Source organism: Caulobacter sp. BP25 (assembly GCF_002737755.1).
Lineage (GTDB): Bacteria > Pseudomonadota > Alphaproteobacteria > Caulobacterales > Caulobacteraceae > Caulobacter.
Window position 1 is genome coordinate 98114 of record NZ_PEGH01000017.1, and the last position, 16498, is coordinate 114611.

Annotated in this window: 12 protein-coding genes and 1 pseudogene; 4 read left to right on the plus strand and 9 right to left on the minus strand. The window is 67.3% G+C overall.

The genetic code is table 11. The annotated features are described in order from the left end of the window. Positions 1–123 precede the first annotated feature (123 nt). Positions 124–1473, plus strand: a complete 1350-nt coding sequence (locus CSW59_RS10655) for a hypothetical protein (protein WP_099444018.1) — start codon at positions 124–126, stop codon at positions 1471–1473. 68 nt (positions 1474–1541) lie between these two features. Here CSW59_RS10655 and CSW59_RS10660 read toward each other — a convergent pair whose 3' ends face one another. Then, positions 1542–3083: an acetolactate synthase large subunit gene (locus CSW59_RS10660; protein ID WP_099444558.1), complete on the minus strand. Its 1542-nt coding sequence runs from the start codon at positions 3081–3083 to the stop codon at positions 1542–1544. Positions 3084–3223: 140 nt separating this feature from the next. Here CSW59_RS10660 and CSW59_RS10665 point away from each other — a divergent pair, with 140 nt between their 5' ends. Next, entirely contained in the window at positions 3224–3913 is a 690-nt protein-coding gene (locus CSW59_RS10665; RefSeq protein WP_099444019.1) for a lysoplasmalogenase, read from the plus strand. Positions 3914–4004: 91 nt separating this feature from the next. Here the strand turns inward: CSW59_RS10665 and CSW59_RS10675 are convergent, their stop codons facing one another. From CSW59_RS10675 to phnC, 8 genes and pseudogenes are all read right to left on the minus strand, one after another. Then, a complete protein-coding gene (locus tag CSW59_RS10675) occupies positions 4005–5846 on the minus strand; it encodes a feruloyl-CoA synthase (RefSeq protein ID WP_099444020.1) in 1842 nt (613 codons plus the stop codon). A gap of 631 nt (positions 5847–6477) precedes the next feature. Beyond that, a pseudogene (locus CSW59_RS21835) lies at positions 6478–6551 on the minus strand (hypothetical protein); the annotation flags it as partial. Positions 6552–6702: 151 nt separating this feature from the next. Next, entirely contained in the window at positions 6703–8013 is a 1311-nt protein-coding gene (locus CSW59_RS10685; protein ID WP_099444021.1) for a hemolysin family protein, read from the minus strand. A 144-nt stretch (positions 8014–8157) separates the two neighbouring features. Further along, positions 8158–9201 carry a substrate-binding domain-containing protein gene (locus CSW59_RS10690; protein WP_099444022.1) on the minus strand — a complete coding sequence of 348 codons (1044 nt, stop codon included), beginning with the start codon at positions 9199–9201 and terminating at the stop codon, positions 8158–8160. 68 nt (positions 9202–9269) lie between these two features. Next, entirely contained in the window at positions 9270–10526 is a 1257-nt protein-coding gene (locus CSW59_RS10695; RefSeq protein WP_099444023.1) for an OprO/OprP family phosphate-selective porin, read from the minus strand. Between the two features lie 324 nt (positions 10527–10850). Beyond that, the gene (phnE, locus tag CSW59_RS10700; RefSeq protein WP_369825770.1) at positions 10851–11684 is read right to left on the minus strand and encodes a phosphonate ABC transporter, permease protein PhnE; all 834 of its coding nucleotides are present in this window, start codon (positions 11682–11684) and stop codon (positions 10851–10853) included. A gap of 11 nt (positions 11685–11695) precedes the next feature. Then, complete coding sequence (phnD, locus tag CSW59_RS10705; protein ID WP_099444025.1) at positions 11696–12721, minus strand: phosphate/phosphite/phosphonate ABC transporter substrate-binding protein; 1026 nt, start codon at positions 12719–12721, stop codon at positions 11696–11698. Further along, positions 12718–13527: a phosphonate ABC transporter ATP-binding protein gene (phnC, locus tag CSW59_RS10710; protein WP_099444026.1), complete on the minus strand. Its 810-nt coding sequence runs from the start codon at positions 13525–13527 to the stop codon at positions 12718–12720. Before phnC ends, phnD begins: the two co-directional genes overlap by 4 nt. A gap of 352 nt (positions 13528–13879) precedes the next feature. On the opposite strand from phnC, the gene CSW59_RS10715 reads away from it, so the two are divergent. Beyond that, on the plus strand, positions 13880–15139 hold the full coding sequence (locus tag CSW59_RS10715; RefSeq protein WP_099444027.1) for a type III PLP-dependent enzyme: 1260 nt from the start codon (positions 13880–13882) through the stop codon (positions 15137–15139). Between the two features lie 215 nt (positions 15140–15354). Continuing rightward, a complete protein-coding gene (locus tag CSW59_RS10720) occupies positions 15355–16446 on the plus strand; it encodes a deoxyhypusine synthase (protein ID WP_099444028.1) in 1092 nt (363 codons plus the stop codon). Positions 16447–16498 lie beyond the last annotated feature (52 nt).

Below are 16498 nucleotides of genomic sequence, written 5' to 3' on the forward strand. Positions count from 1 at the left end.
ATGGTTCGTCCGCCAACCCATTTTTTGCCCGCGAAGGCCGCCAAGTTCGCGCCCAGGTCGGACGGTATCTTGACCCCCGATGCAAGCGCGCGCTTATGTCCGCGCGAGGAATCCACCCAGGAGATGTTTCCCATGAGGCCTTTCGCGATCGGCCTGTCGGCCGCCCTCGCGGTCGCCATTCTCGTGCCGGCCGCCGTCATTTCGGCGCCGCAGGAAGAGAAGGGCAAGCCCGCCATCGACGCCAAGGCGCGCTTGGCGGGCATGCAAGAAGCGCCCGCCGTCATCCAGGCCAGCGGCGCGGGCTGCACGGTTTCGGACGCCCGCTTCATCGGCGAGGACAAGAAGGCCGGCGCGAAATACTACGAGGTCGCTTGCTTCGAGGGCATGGGCTTCGCTGCGATCGCCAAGAAGGACGCCGCGCCGCAAGTCTACACCTGCCTTGAGTCCAGCCAACCCGGCCCCGACGGAAAGGTTGGCGGTCTGGCCTGCATTCTGCCCGGCAACGCCTACCCCAGCTACAACCTCGCCCCATTCGTCAAGAAGGCCGGCGTCAGCTGCGCCATCGAGAAAGCTCGCGCCATCGGCTCGGGCGCCAAGAATTCGTACTTCGAAGTCGCCTGTCAGGGCGGCTCGGGCTACATCGTCCAGACCGTCGCGCCGCTGAACATCGATGGCGACGTCGTGGTGAACAGCTGCCTGCTGTACGAGGAAGGCGGCAATGTCAGCTGCAAGCTGACCAACCGCCAGACCCAGCTGAGCGTCGTCGACACGCTGAACGGCGCGGCCGGCACGAACTGCGCGGTCAAGGATCGCCGTTACGTCCTCAGCACCAAGACCGATAACTACTTCGAAGTCTCCTGCCAGGACGGCAAGGGCTACATGTACCAGCAGACCTCGGCCACCGGCGCCTTCGTCCGCTCGATCCCCTGCGCCCAGGCCGGTTTCGTCAGCGGCGGCTGCACCATGACCGACGCGGTCGCAGCCCAGACCGAGCAGGCCGGCTTCTACAGCAAGCTGTCGGCCAAGGCCGGCTTCCCCTGCGACGTCGAGAAGTACGGCATGCTGCCGACGACCGATCCGAAGAAGGAAATCGTCGAGCTGAAGTGCAAGAACAGCGAAGTCGGCGGCATCGCCGTGTTCACCGCCACTGGCGGCATGGTTTTCGACTGCGTCACCGCCGAGCTGAACGGCTATCGTTGCTCCTTCACCAAGAAGGACCCGCAGTACGCCCGCCTGACCAAGGATCTGGTCGGCTTCAACAAGGCCTCGTGCCAAGTTTCGGACGCCCGCGCCATCGGCGCGACCGAGACCGAAGGCTTCGTCGAAGTGGCCTGTTCCGACGGCCTGCCGGGCTGGGTGCTGGCCTATCCGCTGGGCGTCGCCAAGCCGGCCGCCAAGGAGTTCCTCTCCTGCGTCCAGGCCAAGGGCATCGGCGGCGGCTGCAAGCTGCCGACCAACAAGACCAAGAGCTGATCTCAGCTTGATCCCTGAATGAGGAAGGCCCGTCGGGAGCAATCCCGGCGGGCCTTTTCGTTGTCCGACTACCCCATCGCCGCCTCGATCAGCCTGGGTCCGGGCGTCGCCATGGCCTTGGCGAAGGCAGCGTCGAAGGCCTCCGCTGTCTCGGCGCGCTCGGCGCTCAGCCCCATGCCCTGGGCCAACCGCACCCAGTCTATGCGGGGATCGCCGAGATCGAGCAGCTTCGAGGCGGCGGGCCCCGGATTACCCGCCCCCGTCCGCCCCAGTTCGATGCCGAGGATACGGTAGGCGTGGTTGGCGAAGACGATCACGGTCACGTCCAGCTTCTCGCGCACCAGCGTCCAGAGGCCCTGGACCGTGTACATGCCCGCCCCGTCGCCGGTCAGGGCCAGCACCTGGCGGCCGGGACAGGCCACCGCCGCGCCGATGGCCAGTGGGATGCCCTGACCGATCGCGCCGCCGGTCAGCGATAGCCAGTCGTGCGCTCGCGCCGCGCGGGTCTGAGTGAAGATCGGCAGGCCCGCCGTCACCGCGTCATCCGAGATCACCGCATCCGCCGGCATGTGCCGCGCCACCGAGGCGCCGATGGCCCAGGCGTCGAGGCGTCCTTCCGGCGCGGCGGGCGCGGCGTAGGTCTCGACCGGTCCCGCCACCGGCGCGCCCAGAGCGTCGGCCAGGGCGGTCAGCGCCGCCGCCGCGTCGACCTCGCGGCCGCACAGGGTCTCGACCGAGCAGCCCTCGGGGACCAGCACGCTGGGCCGATCCGGATAGGCGAAGAAGGCGACCGGGGCCTGGGTTGAGACCAGCACCATCAGGTCGACGCCGTCGAGGTCCTTCAGCGCCTGCTCGCCGAAATAGGGCAGCTTGTCGGGCCTAAAGCGCCCCTCACCCCGCGCCTGGCGAGCGGTGAAGGTGTCCGTCAGCACGCGGACGCCGTGGACCGCCAGCCGTCCGGCGGCCGCCAGCGCCGCCTCACCGCAGGCGCCCGAGCCCAGCAGCAGCACCGGCTTCTTGGCGGCGCCGAGCGCCTTGGCCACGGCCTCGATGGCGGCGGCGTCCGGCGCGGCGAAGATGGGCGGCGAGATCACCGGCCCCTTCACGGTCGCTTCGTTCCAGGCTGCGTCGGCAGGCAGGATCAGGCAGGCATTGCCGCCCGGCGTCCCATAGCTGGCGGCGATGGCCTCGGCGGCCAGCGGTCCGACGCTATCGGCGCTCTCGGCCGACTTGACCCAGAGCGAGTTGGGCGCGGCCAGGGCGGCGATGTCGCTGTTCAGCGGCGCGTCGAAGTCGCGGTGATAGGTGGCGTGGTCGCCGATCACATTGACCACCGGCGTAAAGGCGCGGCGGGCGTTGTGCAGATTGGCCGCGCCATTGGCGTAGCCGGGGCCCAGGTGCAGCAGGGTGCAGGCCGGCTTGCCGGCCATGCGGCCATAGCCGTCGGCGGCGCCGGTCGCCACGCCCTCGAACAGGCACAGCACCGAGCGCATGCGCGGCTCGCGGTCCAGGGCCGAGACGAACTGCATCTCGCTGGTGCCGGGATTGGCGAAGCAGGCGGTGACGCCATTGTCGGCCAGGGTGGTGATCAGGGCGTCCGCGCCGTTCATGGTCTTCTCCGTACCGTCGCCCATCCTTCCGACATTTCCGCCAAGTCAGGCAACAGGATTGCGCGGGATGGGTTCGGCGTCGCACTGTTCGCCGCGCGAGCATCGCCGACAGGGCGAGCCGTTGCTGGGGGAGAAGAACGATGTCGCAGGCCAGCCTGGCCCGTTGGGCGCTGATTGTGTCGGTGATCGCCGGCGTCAGCTATGTCGCCAGCTGGAGCTTGAAGCTGCCCATGCCGGCCGAGGTCGCCTGGAAGGGCGCGGGGGTGGGCCTGCTGGCGATCTACGCAGGCCTGAAGGCGCGCTCGACCGACGGCTGGCTGCTGACGGCGGTGATGGCCCTGGGCGCGCTGGGCGACATGCTGCTGGTCACCTCAGGACTGGTCGTCGGCGCCCTGGCCTTCCTGGCCGGCCACCTGGCGGCCATCGCCCTCTACGCCCGCAACCGGCGGAAGGCCCCGACGCCCGCCTTGCTGGCCGCCGCCGCCTTCATCCCCGTGGTGGTGGGGATCGCCTTCCATCTGCCCGCCGACCGGGCCGGCGCTCCTGGGGTGGCGCTGTACGCGACGGGTCTTGCCGCGATGGCGGCGTCGGCCTGGCTGAGCCGGTTTCCACGCGAGCAGGTCGCGCTGGGCGCCCTGATGTTCGTGGTCTCCGACCTCTTGATCTTCGCCCGAGGCGGCCTGCTGCCGGACAACTTCGCGACCGGGCTGGCAGTGTGGGGGCTATACTATCTGGGGCAGCTGCTGATCTGCGTGGGCGTCTCCCGCGCCCTCACGGCCGTTTCCGATTCCGATCTCCCCGGCGAATGCCGGGGCCCAGATCCAGCCTGAAAGTCTTGGGCGCTCGCGCTCCTCGATCCGAACGAAATCATCTCGCTCCAGGGATTCGATCTGGGCCCCGGCATTCGCCGGGGAGGTCGGATTAGAGAACGAGAATTCCCTCATCCGGCGCCTCCGCGAACAGCCGCTCAAGCTCGGTGGGCCGGCGCTCGCGGGCCAGGGCCTGGTTGATATAGCCCTTGTCGGTCAGTTCACCGCTGGCCGCGTCGGGCGCGCCGTCCAGGATCAGGGCCCGGGCGATCCGTCCCGTGCCGCCCTTGGCCTGCTGGTTATAGGCCGCCAGCCGCTCGGCGATCGCCGCCCGCACGGCCGCTTCGTCGCCGAGCCGTTCGCAGGCCTTGGCGTCAAGGAAGAGCATCAAGCCGATCCCCTCGCGCCCCTCACCGCAGACGATGGCGTCGGAGACCAGACCCCCCAGCGCCGAGACCGCCGCCACCCGCAGGGCGCCGGCCGCGACGAAGGCGCCGCTGGCCAGCTTGAAGTTCTCCACCAGGCGCCCGTCGAAGACGAGGCCCGCCGACGGGTCGTCCGGATCAGCCAGCCGCGCGGCGTCACCCAGCCGATAGAAGCCGTCTTCGTCGAAGGCCTGCTCGGTGGCTTCCGGCTGGTCCAGATAGCCTGGCGAGACCTGTGGCCCCTTCACCCGGATCTCGAACTTGCCGCCCTCGCCATCTTTCGTTCCTGGGGCGGGCACGAGCTTCACCGCCGTGCCGGGCGTGGGCAGGCCGACCATGCCCGAGCGCGCGTTCAGCCAGTGGATGTTGCAGGCGGTCGGCCCGGTCTCGGTCGCGCCATAGCCGGCTGCGAAGGTGATCCGTTCACCGACGGTCTTCACCGCCACGGCTTGCACGCGGTCCAGGATCGACTGGGCCATCGAGGCCCCGCCGTACTGCAGCACCCGGACTTTCTCGAAGAACTTGGCGGCCAGGGCCGCATCGCGCTCCAGCTCGCCCACCAGCATGGCCCAGCCGGCGGGCACCATGTTGTGATAGGTCGGGGCCACCTCGCGCAGGTTTCGCACCGTCTCGTCAAAGCGCCCGGGGACCGGCTGGCCGGCGTCGATGTAAAGCGTCCCGCCCCGGTGCAGCACCATGTGCAGGATGGCGTTGGCGCCCAGGCTGTGGCTCCAGGGCGCGGAATTGACCAGCACCGGCGCTTGCGGATCGGCGTAGCAGGCTTCGATCTGGGCCGCGTTCAGGGCGATGTTGGCGTGGGTGCAGACCACCGCCTTGGGCTTGCCGGTCGAGCCCGAGGTCAACAGCAGCTTGGCGACGTCGTCTGGACGGGCGACCGGAGGGCGCGGCGGGCTGCTCAACAACGCCTCGAAGGCGATGTCGCCGGGGCGCGGGTTGCGGCTGATGATCGTCGGCAGCCCCGCCAAGAACGGCGCGTCCAGAGCCTCGCCGAACGCCTCGGCGTCGTCGGCATAGACGGCGGCGGGCTTCAGGCGCTCGACGGCGTGCGCAAGCCGCGTCAGGTCCGCGCCCTTCAGGCCGTACTGCGGCGAGACCGGCGCGGCGGGCGCGCCCAGGCTCATGGCGGCGTAGGCGATCAGGGCGTGGTCGATCCCGTTACGGGCCAGGATCAGCAGCGGCTGGCCGCGTTCGAGGCCCAGGCCCGCGAGACCGGCGGTGAGCGCCTCAATCTCGGCCTTGGCCTGCGCATAGGTGATCGTCCGCCAGCCCTCGGCGCCGGCGATCCGCTCGGCCAGCCAGACCCGGTCCGGGGCCTCGGTCGCCCAGTGCGCCAACGGCGCGGTCGTGGTTTGCACCGCGTCGGAATAAGGGTTGGGGTTGCGCAGGATCAGCGTTTCACCCCCCGCGCCCATATGCCGCTCGACCTCCAGCGCACGGGGCGCGTAGCGAGCGTCGCGGAACGGGGCGGTGTCGGGCGCGGTCATGCCGTCAGTTATGTCGCGGGTCATACGGCTGTTCAATTGCGTGTTCCTCCCCCGTGATACGGGGGGGGTGTCGCGGAGCGACGGAGGGGGCGAGTTGGACGGGCGCCGAGCTAGCCCCCTCCGGCCCTCTGGGCCACCTCCCCCGCATCGCGGGGGAGGATCTGGTCAGCGCAAGACACGCCGCCGCCGCTTCACGCGATCACTCGCTGAAGGGATGGAAGGGGACGCGGAGCGCCCGGACATTCGTCCGGAGTATGGATAGTGAGTACCGTTTCGACGAAGCCTAGACGCTCCGCGCGATCGTTATCCGGTGAGCCTTCGACGCGCGGGGTTTTAACCCGCTTCCGAAAGAGGCCCCCGGCGGGCGGGCCGGGCTGGCGACCCGGTCCCCGGACCGTTCGGGCGATTTCAGCCCGAACCTTACGTCCCGCTCGACCACCCCCGACAGCCGTCACGATCGCCGGCCGGACGTCCCTTCCTAGCCATCGGGTGAGATCAGTATGGAGGGGGTTTCAACGCGGATGATCCAGCGGCGTGTAAAAGTGAGAAGTGTTTGAAATCGTTAGGTTCGATTCCGGATACGCCGAGCATAGAGCGCCTTGAACGCTCGTACTTGCCCCCTCCGCGCCGGAGCCTGTCCTCGGGCGCGCTTCGCGCGACCCGGGGGGCGCTCCTCCCCCGGAGGGGGAAGAAGGCCCGCGTTTCCTTCTGCCCCCTTTGGGGGCGGACGACCACGCCGAGCGTGGTCAGGTGGGGGCCCGCGGCGGTGGCCGACTGGCGCTTTGAAACCCGTCCCCGAGACGGGAGCCATCCTTGAATCTCACGGCGAGAGGATCGCGCCCCTGAGCGGACCTTTTAGCGCCCGCTCCGCTTCGCCGCCCTACCCCGCGGCCTCGTCCTTCTTCCGCTTGCCGGCCTTGACGATGATCTTGTCGATCCGCGAGCCGTCCATGTCGACGATCTCCAGGTCGAAACCGCCGATGGCGACGTGCTCGCCCTCGGCTGGGATACGGCCCAGGCGGTCCAGGATCAGGCCGGCCACGGTGTGGTAGCCGCCGTCGGCCTCGAAGTTCTCGCCCAGGTGATCGTTCAGCTCCTGGATGTCGAGGCGAGCGTCGATCAGCCAGCTGCCGTCGTCGCGACGAATGATACGGGTCTCGTCGTCGGCGTGGTCCTCGGGGAAGTCGCCGGCGATCATTTCCAGGAGGTCCAGCGGCGTGATGGCGCCCTGCAGCGAGCCGAACTCATCGACGACCAGGGCCATGTGCAGGCTGGTCTGCTTGAAGACCGCCAGGGCCTTGAGCAGCGACATGGTTTCGGGGATGGCGACCGGCTGCTGGACGTGCGCCTTCAGATCCAGCGGCTCGTCGGCCAGGCAGGCGTCCAGCAGGTCCTTCTTGAGGACGACGCCGATGTCGCCGTCCAGATCATCCTCGGTGGCGACCAGGATGCGCGAGTGGGCGCTGGCGCGGATTTCCTTGAGGACCGTTTCGTTGTCGTCGGCCAGCGACACCCAGAAGAGGTCGCGGCGCGGGGTCATGGCCACGCGGACCGGGCGGTCGCCCAGGCGCAGGACCTCGTTGATCATCGCCCGCTCCTCGGGCTCGATCAGGCCCGCGTCGGCGCCTTCGGCGAGCACGGTCTCGACCTCTTCGGAGGTGATGCCGTTGTTGCGCTCGTCGCGCACGCCCATCAGCTTCAGCACCGCCGCCGTCGAGACGGTCAGCAGGGTCACGAAGGGGCGCAGCACCGTGGCCATCACGGCCAGGAATGGCGACATGCGGCGAGCGATGGCGTCGGGGAACATCAAGGCCAGGCGCTTGGGCACCAGCTCGCCGAGGATCACCGAGACGTAGGTCAGGCCGATGACGACGATCGTCGTGGCGATGGCCTCGGAGTATTTGGCGACGAGCGGGAAGCCTTCCAGCCAATGATCCAGGGCCGAGGCGATGGTCGCCTGGCCAAAGGCGCCGGCGAAGATGCCGATCAGGGTGATTCCGACCTGCACCGCCGACAGGAAGCGGATCGGATGCTCGGCCATCTCGAGGGCGAGCCTGGCCCCCTTGTCGCCGCGTTCGGCGAAGCCTTGCAGGCGGGCCTTGCGGGCCGAGACGACGGCCAGTTCGGACATGGCGAAGACCCCGTTCAGCAGAACGAGGAGAAAGACGACGGCGAGCGCGACGAGGATCATGGACCTTCAGGGTCGGGGACGCGTCGCCGGACGGCGACCACGGCGCGAGCGGTGGGAGGCCCGGCGAGGGCACTATACAAAGAAAAACGCCGTGGCCCATAGGACCACGGCGTCTGTCTTGTCGCGAAGGTCGCGGAACGCCGATTAGGCGGCCGGACGGCCCATCACGGTCTTGCTGTTCACAACGCCCTTGTTGGCGTCGTGCTGGCCCGGAGGCAGCGGGATCAGGCCACGGCCCTGCAGGTAACCGCCACGGCCGGTGGCGGCGTCCGAGGTGAACTCCTTCAGGAATTCCTCGAGGCCCGGCGTCACGCCGATATTGGCCTTCTTGACGTAGATGAACAGCGAGCGCGACAGCGGATAGCTGCCATCCGAGATGGTCTGGGCCGAGGGACGCACGCCATTGATGGTCGCGCCCTTCACCTTGTCCATGTTCTCTTCGAGGAACGACCAGCCGAAGACGCCCACCGCGCCGGGGGTCTTGGTCAGGGTGCCGACGATGGCGTTGTCGTTCTCGCCAGCGTCGATCCAGCCGTCCGAACGCAGCGGGTCGACCAACGACTTGAACTTCTTCTCGTTGTCCGAGCGGATCGCGTCCAGGGTCGGGTACTTGCGGGCGCCGGCCTCGATGGCCAGTTCGACGAAGGCGTCGCGGGTGCCCGAGGTCGGCGGCGGGCCGTAGACCTGGATGCGGTTGCCCGGCAGGCCGCCAGCGACGTCGTCCCAGGTCTTGTTCGGGTTGGCGACGAACTGGCCACCCTTCAGGACCTGCTTGGACAGGCCTTGGTACAGGTGCTCAAGCTTGAAGTTGTAATCAGCGCCGTCCTTGTCGGTGGCGACCACGATGCCGTCGAAGCCGATCTTGATCTGGATGATGTCCTTGACGCCCTTGGCGACGCAGGCGTCGAACTCGGACTTCTTCATCGGACGCGAGGCGTTGGCGATGTCAGGGAAGCCCTCGCCGGTGCCGCCGCAGAACAGCTTGATGCCGCCGCCGGTGCCCAGGCTTTCGACCTTCGGGGCCTTCTTGCCGGTCTTCTTGGCGAAGTTCTCGGCGACGCGGGTCGAGAACGGGAACACGGTCGAGGAGCCGGCGGCCCAGACGTAGTCGCGGGCGGCGTGGGCGGGAGCGGCGGCCAGGCCCGAGAGGGCCACGGCGGCGGCCGCGCAGGACAGAAGCTTCTTCATGACGAACTCCTAGAGGAGAGGGGGAACGGGCGAGCCGCCGCGCGGCCCGCCCAGAAGGTTGGCGACGCTTAGAAGTCGAGCTGGGCGCGCAGTTGGAACTGCTTCAGATCGAAGTCCATGTTCGAGCCGTAGTTGTCGACCTTACCGTCGGTGTAGTTCGCCTGCAGGCGGACATACGAGGTCGGGTAGTAGTTCAGGCCGGCGGTCCAGCCGGTGTACTCGCCAGCTTGCGAGGTGGCCGGCTTGGTCCGCAGCGTCTTGTAGGCGTCGGTCGCGTCGGCCAGGTCGTAGCGGAGCGCCAGTTCGACGCCGCCGAAGCCGCCGGCCGTGACCGGGTTCAGGATCTTCGGACGCTTGAACTCGCCGGCGGCCGCGTCGTAGTTGCGCATCTCGCCCGTCGGCCAGAAGCTGACGAAGGCGTAGCCGACCTTGATCTTCGGATCGCCGCCGATGTTGGCGCCGCCGACGCGGGTCACGTCGATGCTCGAGTACTCGGCCTGGACCGACAGCGGGCCGTGCACCCAGGCGCCTTCGACGGCCAGGGTCTTGTCGCGGTTGCCGATGGCGCCGGTCGTGTAGAACGTGGCGTTGCTGTAGGCGGTGTTGGTGCGGCCGGTATAGCTGAAGGCGCTTTCGTCGCCGCGGTTGCGGTAGCGGTACGACACGGCCAGGTGCAGCTTGTCGGTGTCGGTGTTGACCAGGGCGTAGTGGCCGCGCGCCGTGACCGTCAGGCGCTCCTTGGAGTCGGCGCTGGCGTTGGCCACGTCGGTGCTGTTCAGGCTGGCGCCCTGGACGCCCAGCGACAGCGAGTAGTTGTAGCCGATGTACTTGCCCACGGCGCCCAGCAGGTAGCTGTCAACGCCGAAGTCGCCGTACGGACCACGGTCCATGAAGGTGGTGAAGCGGGTCGAGGTCAGGTTCTCAAGGCCGGCGACCTTGACGTTGCCGACCAGGATCGAGACCTGCTCGCTGGGCTTGTACTCGAGAACCGCGTCATCCCAGCCCCAGGAGCCGCCGTTCACCGCGCCGCCTTCGAGCTTGTAGGCGAAGTAGTTGTTCAGCTTGCCTTCGACGCCGAGGAAGGCTTGACGGCCGCGGGCGTTGCGGGTCTCGAAATCACCGCCCGGACCGGCGCGCTCGACGTCCTGGCTGACGAAGTCGAACAGGATCCGGCCACGGAACTTGAACGAGGTGTCGTCGTTGCTGAACTGCGGAGCGCCGCTCCACTTGTAGCTCATATCCTGGGCCTGGGCGGCGCTGCCCAGACCGATCGCGAGCGCGACGGCCAGCGCCGAACCGGCGACCAGCGAGGTCTTGATGCTCATTTTGAGAGTTCCCCTTGAAAGGCGCCCCTGTCCTCTCACCCGTCTCGAGGTGGATCAGGTTGAAGCCGGGCTTACCGGGGGCTCGTGACGCTTCCGCCACCGATTTGTGACGTCCCCGCGACAAGTGTTTTCAAGGCGTTAAGCTGTGGCGTTCCGGCAACAAGGCGCACCAGGAAACGTCCGTTCACCGACGGGTGGCGAGCGGCCAGCGCATGTCATCCCGGCCAAGCGCGAAGCGCGCCGAGCCGGGACCGCCCGAAACGCGGCGCTTGTTGCGGTCCCGGCCCTTCGCTGCGCTGCGGCCGGGATGACAGCTTTTGCGGACTACAGAAGCCGCGTGCGGATGATCTGCGACAAGAGGTCGATCATCGACACCGCCACGACGATCACCAGGACGATGCAGCCGGTCTGGTCGAACTGGAAGGCGTTGATCGAGTCGAACAGGATCTGGCCGATGCCGCCCGCGCCGATGATGCCCAGCACCGTGGCCGCGCGGCTGGACGATTCGAAGCGGTAGAGGGCGTAGCTGGTCCACAGCGGCGCCACCTGCGGGATCACGCCCCAGACGATCTCTTGCAGCTTGACCGCGCCGGTCGCCCGCACGCCTTCGACGGGTCCCTTGTCGATCGCCTCGACGGCCTCGGCGAACAGTTTCGCCAGCACGCCGCCGGTGTTGAACATGATCGACATCACGCCGGCGAAGGGCCCAAGGCCCACGGCCGTGATGAAGATCAGCGCCACGACGAGGTCGGGGATCGAGCGGATCAGGTCCAGCACCCGGCGCACCGGCTGCTGAATCCACACGGGCGCGATGTTGCGCGCGCCCAGAAGGCCCAGCGGGATCGCCACGATAATCGCCAGCGCCGTGCCCCACAGCGCCATCTGGATGGTCTGCCACATCTTGCCGATAAACAGGCCCCAATCCATCGACAGGAACAGCGCCGGATCGGTGAACGGCTTGAAGAACAGCTTGGCGAAGCTCCCGGTCCGCTCGGTGTCGGAGAACAGCTGCGGGAACTTGTCGATCTCGGCCGGCTTGAAGCTGACGATCAACAGCAGGATCACCCCGCCCCACAGCAGGGTGTCGAAGGCCAGGGCCGAGGTCGAGCGCTTGGGCGGCGCCGGGACACCCCCGTCTTTGATGGCGACGTCGCTCATGATGTCGGGCCTCAGTTCGCGGGCGTCGAGGCGAGGCCGGCCTTGCCCTCGGCGGCGACCCGTTCGGACTTGATCTGCTCCAGCGACTCCTGGGCGGCGGCGATCTTGGCCTGGTCGCCGGCCTCGCGGGCCAGGCCCAGCTGCTCGGTGGCCTCCATCTCACGCACCACCAAGAGGTGGGAGTCGTCGGCGGGCTTGAAGCCGCCGATGCTGAGCTTCTTCAGGTAGCCGCGCTGCTGCTCGGCTTCCGGCGTGTCGCCTTGCGCGTAGGTCAGGAAGAACTGGCGCAGCTTTTCCTTGATCGCCGGATCCAGGTCCTTGCGCCAGACGATCGGGTCCTCGGGCAAGGTCGGCGACTGCCAGATGATCCGGACCTTCTCGGTGACGCCCTCGCCGCGCGCCTTGGACAGGCCGATGGCCGTCGAGTTGTTCGTCGCCGCGTCCAGCTTGCCGTTGGCCACCGCAAACAGGTTCGCCTGGTGGTTGGCGCTGATCACGGTCTTGAAGCACGCCTCGGGCTTCTTGTTGGCCGGAATAAAGACGTAGGTAATCGGCGCCAGGGTGCCCGAGGTCGACTTCTTGTCGCCGATCCCGAAGTTCAGCGACTTGTCGCACTTCAAGAGGTCCTGAACCGACTGAATCTTGCTGTCACCCGGCACGATGATGACGGAGCGATAGCCGTCCGTGCCCGACGGATCGAAGGTGCGGGCGAAAACCTCGCCGTTCGAGCGGCGCACGGCCTCCAGGCCCGACTGGTTGGAGAACCAGCCCACGTCGGTCTGCTTAGCGCCCATGGCCACGATCAGCGACGAGTAGTTAGACGAGAAGAACGGCTTCACCTTGAGGCCGGTCTGCTTCTCCATGTCGGCCAGGATCGGCTTCCAGTAGCTCTCCATGTTCTGGGCCGACTCGGTCGACAGGATCGAGAAGGTGACCGTGTCCTTGTCGGCGGGCGTCTGCGGAGCCTTGCCGCACGAGGCGAGCGCCAGGGCCGAGAAGCCGGCGGCGATCACGAGGGCCGAACGACGATTGATCATTGCGGGGCTCCTTCCCAGAACACGTCCTCGAATTCCGGGCCGTAGATGTCGATGAGTTTTTCGCGATTCAGACCGGACGCCGGGCCGTCATAGACCTTTTGGCCGGCCTTCAGGGCCACCACCCGGTCGCAGTAGCGCAGAGCGTAGTCCACCTGGTGCAGGGTTACGACGACGGTCAGTCCGTCGGTTTGATTGAGATCACGCAGGATCTCCATGACCTTGCGCGCCGAGACCGGATCCAGCGAGGCGACCGGCTCGTCGGCCAGGATGATCTTGGCCTTCTGCACCAGAGCGCGGGCGATGGCGCCGCGCTGCTGCTGGCCGCCCGACAGCGTGTTGGCCCGTTGGGCGGCGTACTCGGCGACGCCAACGCGGGCGAGCGCCGCCATCGTCGCCTCACGCGTCTCCTTTGGCCAGGCGCCAAACAGGCCGCGAAGGACGGGAATGCGCCCCAGCGAGCCCAGCGCGACATTGCTGAACAGCGACAGCCGCCCGACCAGATTGAACTGCTGGGCGATGAAGCCAATGCGGACGCGCGCCTGGCGCACTTCGCTCGACACCCTGCCCTTGGCCTGGACCGCGCCGCCAAAGGCGGAGATCACCCCCTCGCCCCCATTCTCACCCGGAGGGTCGATGGTCTGCAGGCCGTCGATCGACCGAAGCAGGGTGGATTTGCCCGAGCCCGAAGGGCCGATGAGCGCGATCATCTCGCCCCGAGCCACGTCGAGGGAGACGGCGTCCAGCGCGCGGCGAGACCCGAAGGTCTTCGAGACGGCGCGGATCGAAAGAACAGGGTCCGACGTCATGGTCGGGGCGAATCCTTAACGTGGTTTCATAGCTTGGGAAATGCGATCAACGGTTTGGGGCAGGTTCGCAATGGATTTGTGACAGCGCCAGTCCGTTATCTCGCGCGAACCGGAGGCGTGGGGATGCCGCCCAGCCCCTATTTCCCAGAGTCGAGGCGGCTCCAGACGGCGAAATCGCCCGAGCTTTCGCCCGAAGCGACGCGATGGATCAATTCATCCCGAAACGGGGCCGCAAAAGGGTCTTTACATCCCGGATCAATGCCCCTATTTCGCACGGCTCCGGCGGACCCGAAGTCCTCTAAACGCTGCTAACGCCGGCCTGGGTTTAACTTCCAACAGGGGGTTACGTGAATTGCGCACGTACCATTCGCCCCTGGACCTGGTCCGTGAGCGGTCACCGGAACGTCCCGTCGCACTCGTGCGGCCTGACGCGGTTTCCGTAGCTGCGCGCTGGTTCCAGTCCGAATTTAAAGGCGACGTCTTCTACGCGGTGAAGGCCAATCCTTCGCCGTGGGTGATCCGTGAGCTGGCTCAGGCTGGCGTGCGATCTTTCGACGTGGCGTCGCTGAACGAAGTCGAACTCGTGGCCAACGAGGCCCCGGGCTCGCGCATGGCCTTCATGCACCCGGTCAAGAGCCGGGCGGCGATCGCCGCCGCCTATTTCGACCACGGCGTGAAGACCTTCTCGTTCGACACCCACGAAGAGCTGGCCAAGATCCTGGACTCCACGGGGAACGCCAAGGACCTGAACCTGATCGTCCGCATGGGCGTGCAGGCCGAAGGCGCGGCCTATTCGCTGTCGGGCAAGTTCGGCGTCGAGAGCCACAACGCTCCGGCCCTGCTGCTGGCCGCCCGCCGTGCTACCCAGGACCTGATGGGCGTGTCCTTCCACGTCGGCAGCCAGTGCATGCGCCCGACGGCGTTCCAGGCGGCCATGGCCCAGGCCTCTCGCGCCCTGGTCCGCGCCGGCGTGCTGGCCGATGTTGTCGACGTCGGCGGCGGCTTCCCGTCGATCTATCCGGGCATGGTCCCGCCGGATCTCTCCGAGTACCTGGCGGCCATCGACCGCGGCTTCGCCGAGATGATGGTCCACGAGACCACCGAGCTCTGGTGCGAGCCGGGCCGAGCCCTGGTGGCCGAGGCCTCGTCGCTGCTGGTCAAGGTCGAGCTGAAGAAGGGCGACGCGCTCTATCTGAACGACGGGTCGTATGGCTCGCTGTTCGACGCCGCGCACATGAAGTGGCCCTTCCCGGTCAAGCTGTACCGCAAGAACGGTGAAGTGGTGGAAGAAGGTCTCAAGCCCTTCCGCTTCTATGGCCCGACCTGCGACAGCGTCGACCACATGCCCGGTCCGTTCTATCTGCCGGAAAGCGTGGACGAGGGCGACTATATCGAGATCGGCATGCTCGGCGCCTATGGCGTGGCCATGAACACCCGCTTCAACGGCTTCGGCGAGACCGACACCGCGCAGGTGCAGGACGCGCCGATGGCCTCGATGTACGGCCTGGCCAAGCGCTCGATCCCGCTGGTCCGCCAGGAGGCGGAAGAGCGCAAGATCGTCCGCTTCTCCCGCCCCAAGGGCGCGGCCGGCAAGCGCAAGCGCCGTCGCTAAATCGACGTGGTTCGCCAGTAGACCATTTCTGAGTTACACCGCGCGCCACCTCCGACGTTCAGGCGTCGGAGGCCACCGGGCCTTCCTTCTTTCGAAGGAAGGCCCGGCGCCAACCTAGTATAGAGCGTGACAACCGCCGAAACCGGCTTCCACTTTCGGCTGTCACGCTCGCCGCATTTCCCGCCCTCGCCGGTCGCTCCGTCCCGGCGAAGGTCCTGTTCCAACGACGGGCGTCCAAAGTCAGGGAAACCGAAGCGATGAACGCTCCCGTTCCGAACACCAAGGCCGAACTCCTCCAGACCGTCGTCGAGCACGTCGACATCACCAGCTACGACGCGCGTCCGATCATCGACTCGATGCGCAAGATGTCGTTCAGCTCGCGCGACACCGCCCGCGCGGCCGACATCTTCAACATGGCTCTCGCCGACAAGGGCTGCTCGACCTGGCTGATCCTGGCCGGCTCGACCTCGGCCGGCGGCTGCATGCACGTCTACCGCGACATGGTGAAGAACGGCATGATCGACGCCGTGGTCGCCACTGGCGCCAGCATCGTCGACATGGACTTCTTCGAGGCCCTCGGCTTCAAGCACTATCAGGCCGCCGGCCCGGTCGACGACAACGTGCTGCGCGACAACTATATCGACCGCATCTACGACACCTATATCGACGAAGAAGAGCTGCAGGCCTGCGACCACACGATCCTGGAAATCTGCAACAAGCTGGAGCCGCGCGGCTATTCCTCGCGCGAGTTCATCTGGGAGATGGGCAAGTGGCTGGCGGAAGGTAACGCCAAGAAGGAAGGCTCGCTGATCCAGACCTGCTACGAGGAAGGCGTGCCGATCTTCTGCCCGGCCTTCGTCGACAGCTCGGCCGGTTTCGGCCTGGTCAAGCACCAGAAGGAAAAGCTGGCCGAGAAGAAGCCCTATCTGATGATCGACGCGGTCGCCGACTTCCGTGAACTGACGGACGTCAAGATCGCGGCCGGCACCACGGGCCTGTTCATGGTCGGCGGCGGCGTGCCCAAGAACTTCGCCCAGGACACCGTCGTCTGCGCCGAGATCCTCGGCGTCGAGGCCGACATGCACAAGTACGCCATCCAGATCACGGTCGCCGACGTGCGCGACGGCGCCTGCTCGTCCTCGACGCTGAAGGAAGCCGCCTCGTGGGGCAAGGTCTCGACCACCTACGAACAGATGGTCTTCGCCGAAGCCACCACGGTCGTCCCGCTGATCGCCAGCGACGCCTACTGGCGCAAGGCCTGGGAAGGCCGCGAGAAGCCGCGCTGGAACAAGCTGTTCGGCAAGTAAGCTTGATCAGGCTTCACTGAAAATGCAGGGTCCCTGGAAGCGATTCCGGGGA

Excerpts from the sequence above, each read along its gene's own strand:
- CSW59_RS10655 (WP_099444018.1), top strand. The coding sequence starts at position 124 with ATGTTTCCCATGAGGCCTTTCGCGATCGGCCTGTCGGCCGCCCTCGCG.
- CSW59_RS10660 (WP_099444558.1), bottom strand. The coding sequence starts at position 3,083 with ATGAACGGCGCGGACGCCCTGATCACCACCCTGGCCGACAATGGCGTC.
- CSW59_RS10665 (WP_099444019.1), top strand. The coding sequence starts at position 3,224 with ATGTCGCAGGCCAGCCTGGCCCGTTGGGCGCTGATTGTGTCGGTGATC.
- CSW59_RS10675 (WP_099444020.1), bottom strand. The coding sequence starts at position 5,846 with ATGACCCGCGACATAACTGACGGCATGACCGCGCCCGACACCGCCCCG.
- CSW59_RS10685 (WP_099444021.1), bottom strand. The coding sequence starts at position 8,013 with ATGATCCTCGTCGCGCTCGCCGTCGTCTTTCTCCTCGTTCTGCTGAAC.
- CSW59_RS10690 (WP_099444022.1), bottom strand. The coding sequence starts at position 9,201 with ATGAAGAAGCTTCTGTCCTGCGCGGCCGCCGCCGTGGCCCTCTCGGGC.
- CSW59_RS10695 (WP_099444023.1), bottom strand. The coding sequence starts at position 10,526 with ATGAGCATCAAGACCTCGCTGGTCGCCGGTTCGGCGCTGGCCGTCGCG.
- phnE (WP_369825770.1), bottom strand. The coding sequence starts at position 11,684 with ATGAGCGACGTCGCCATCAAAGACGGGGGTGTCCCGGCGCCGCCCAAG.
- phnD (WP_099444025.1), bottom strand. The coding sequence starts at position 12,721 with ATGATCAATCGTCGTTCGGCCCTCGTGATCGCCGCCGGCTTCTCGGCC.
- phnC (WP_099444026.1), bottom strand. The coding sequence starts at position 13,527 with ATGACGTCGGACCCTGTTCTTTCGATCCGCGCCGTCTCGAAGACCTTC.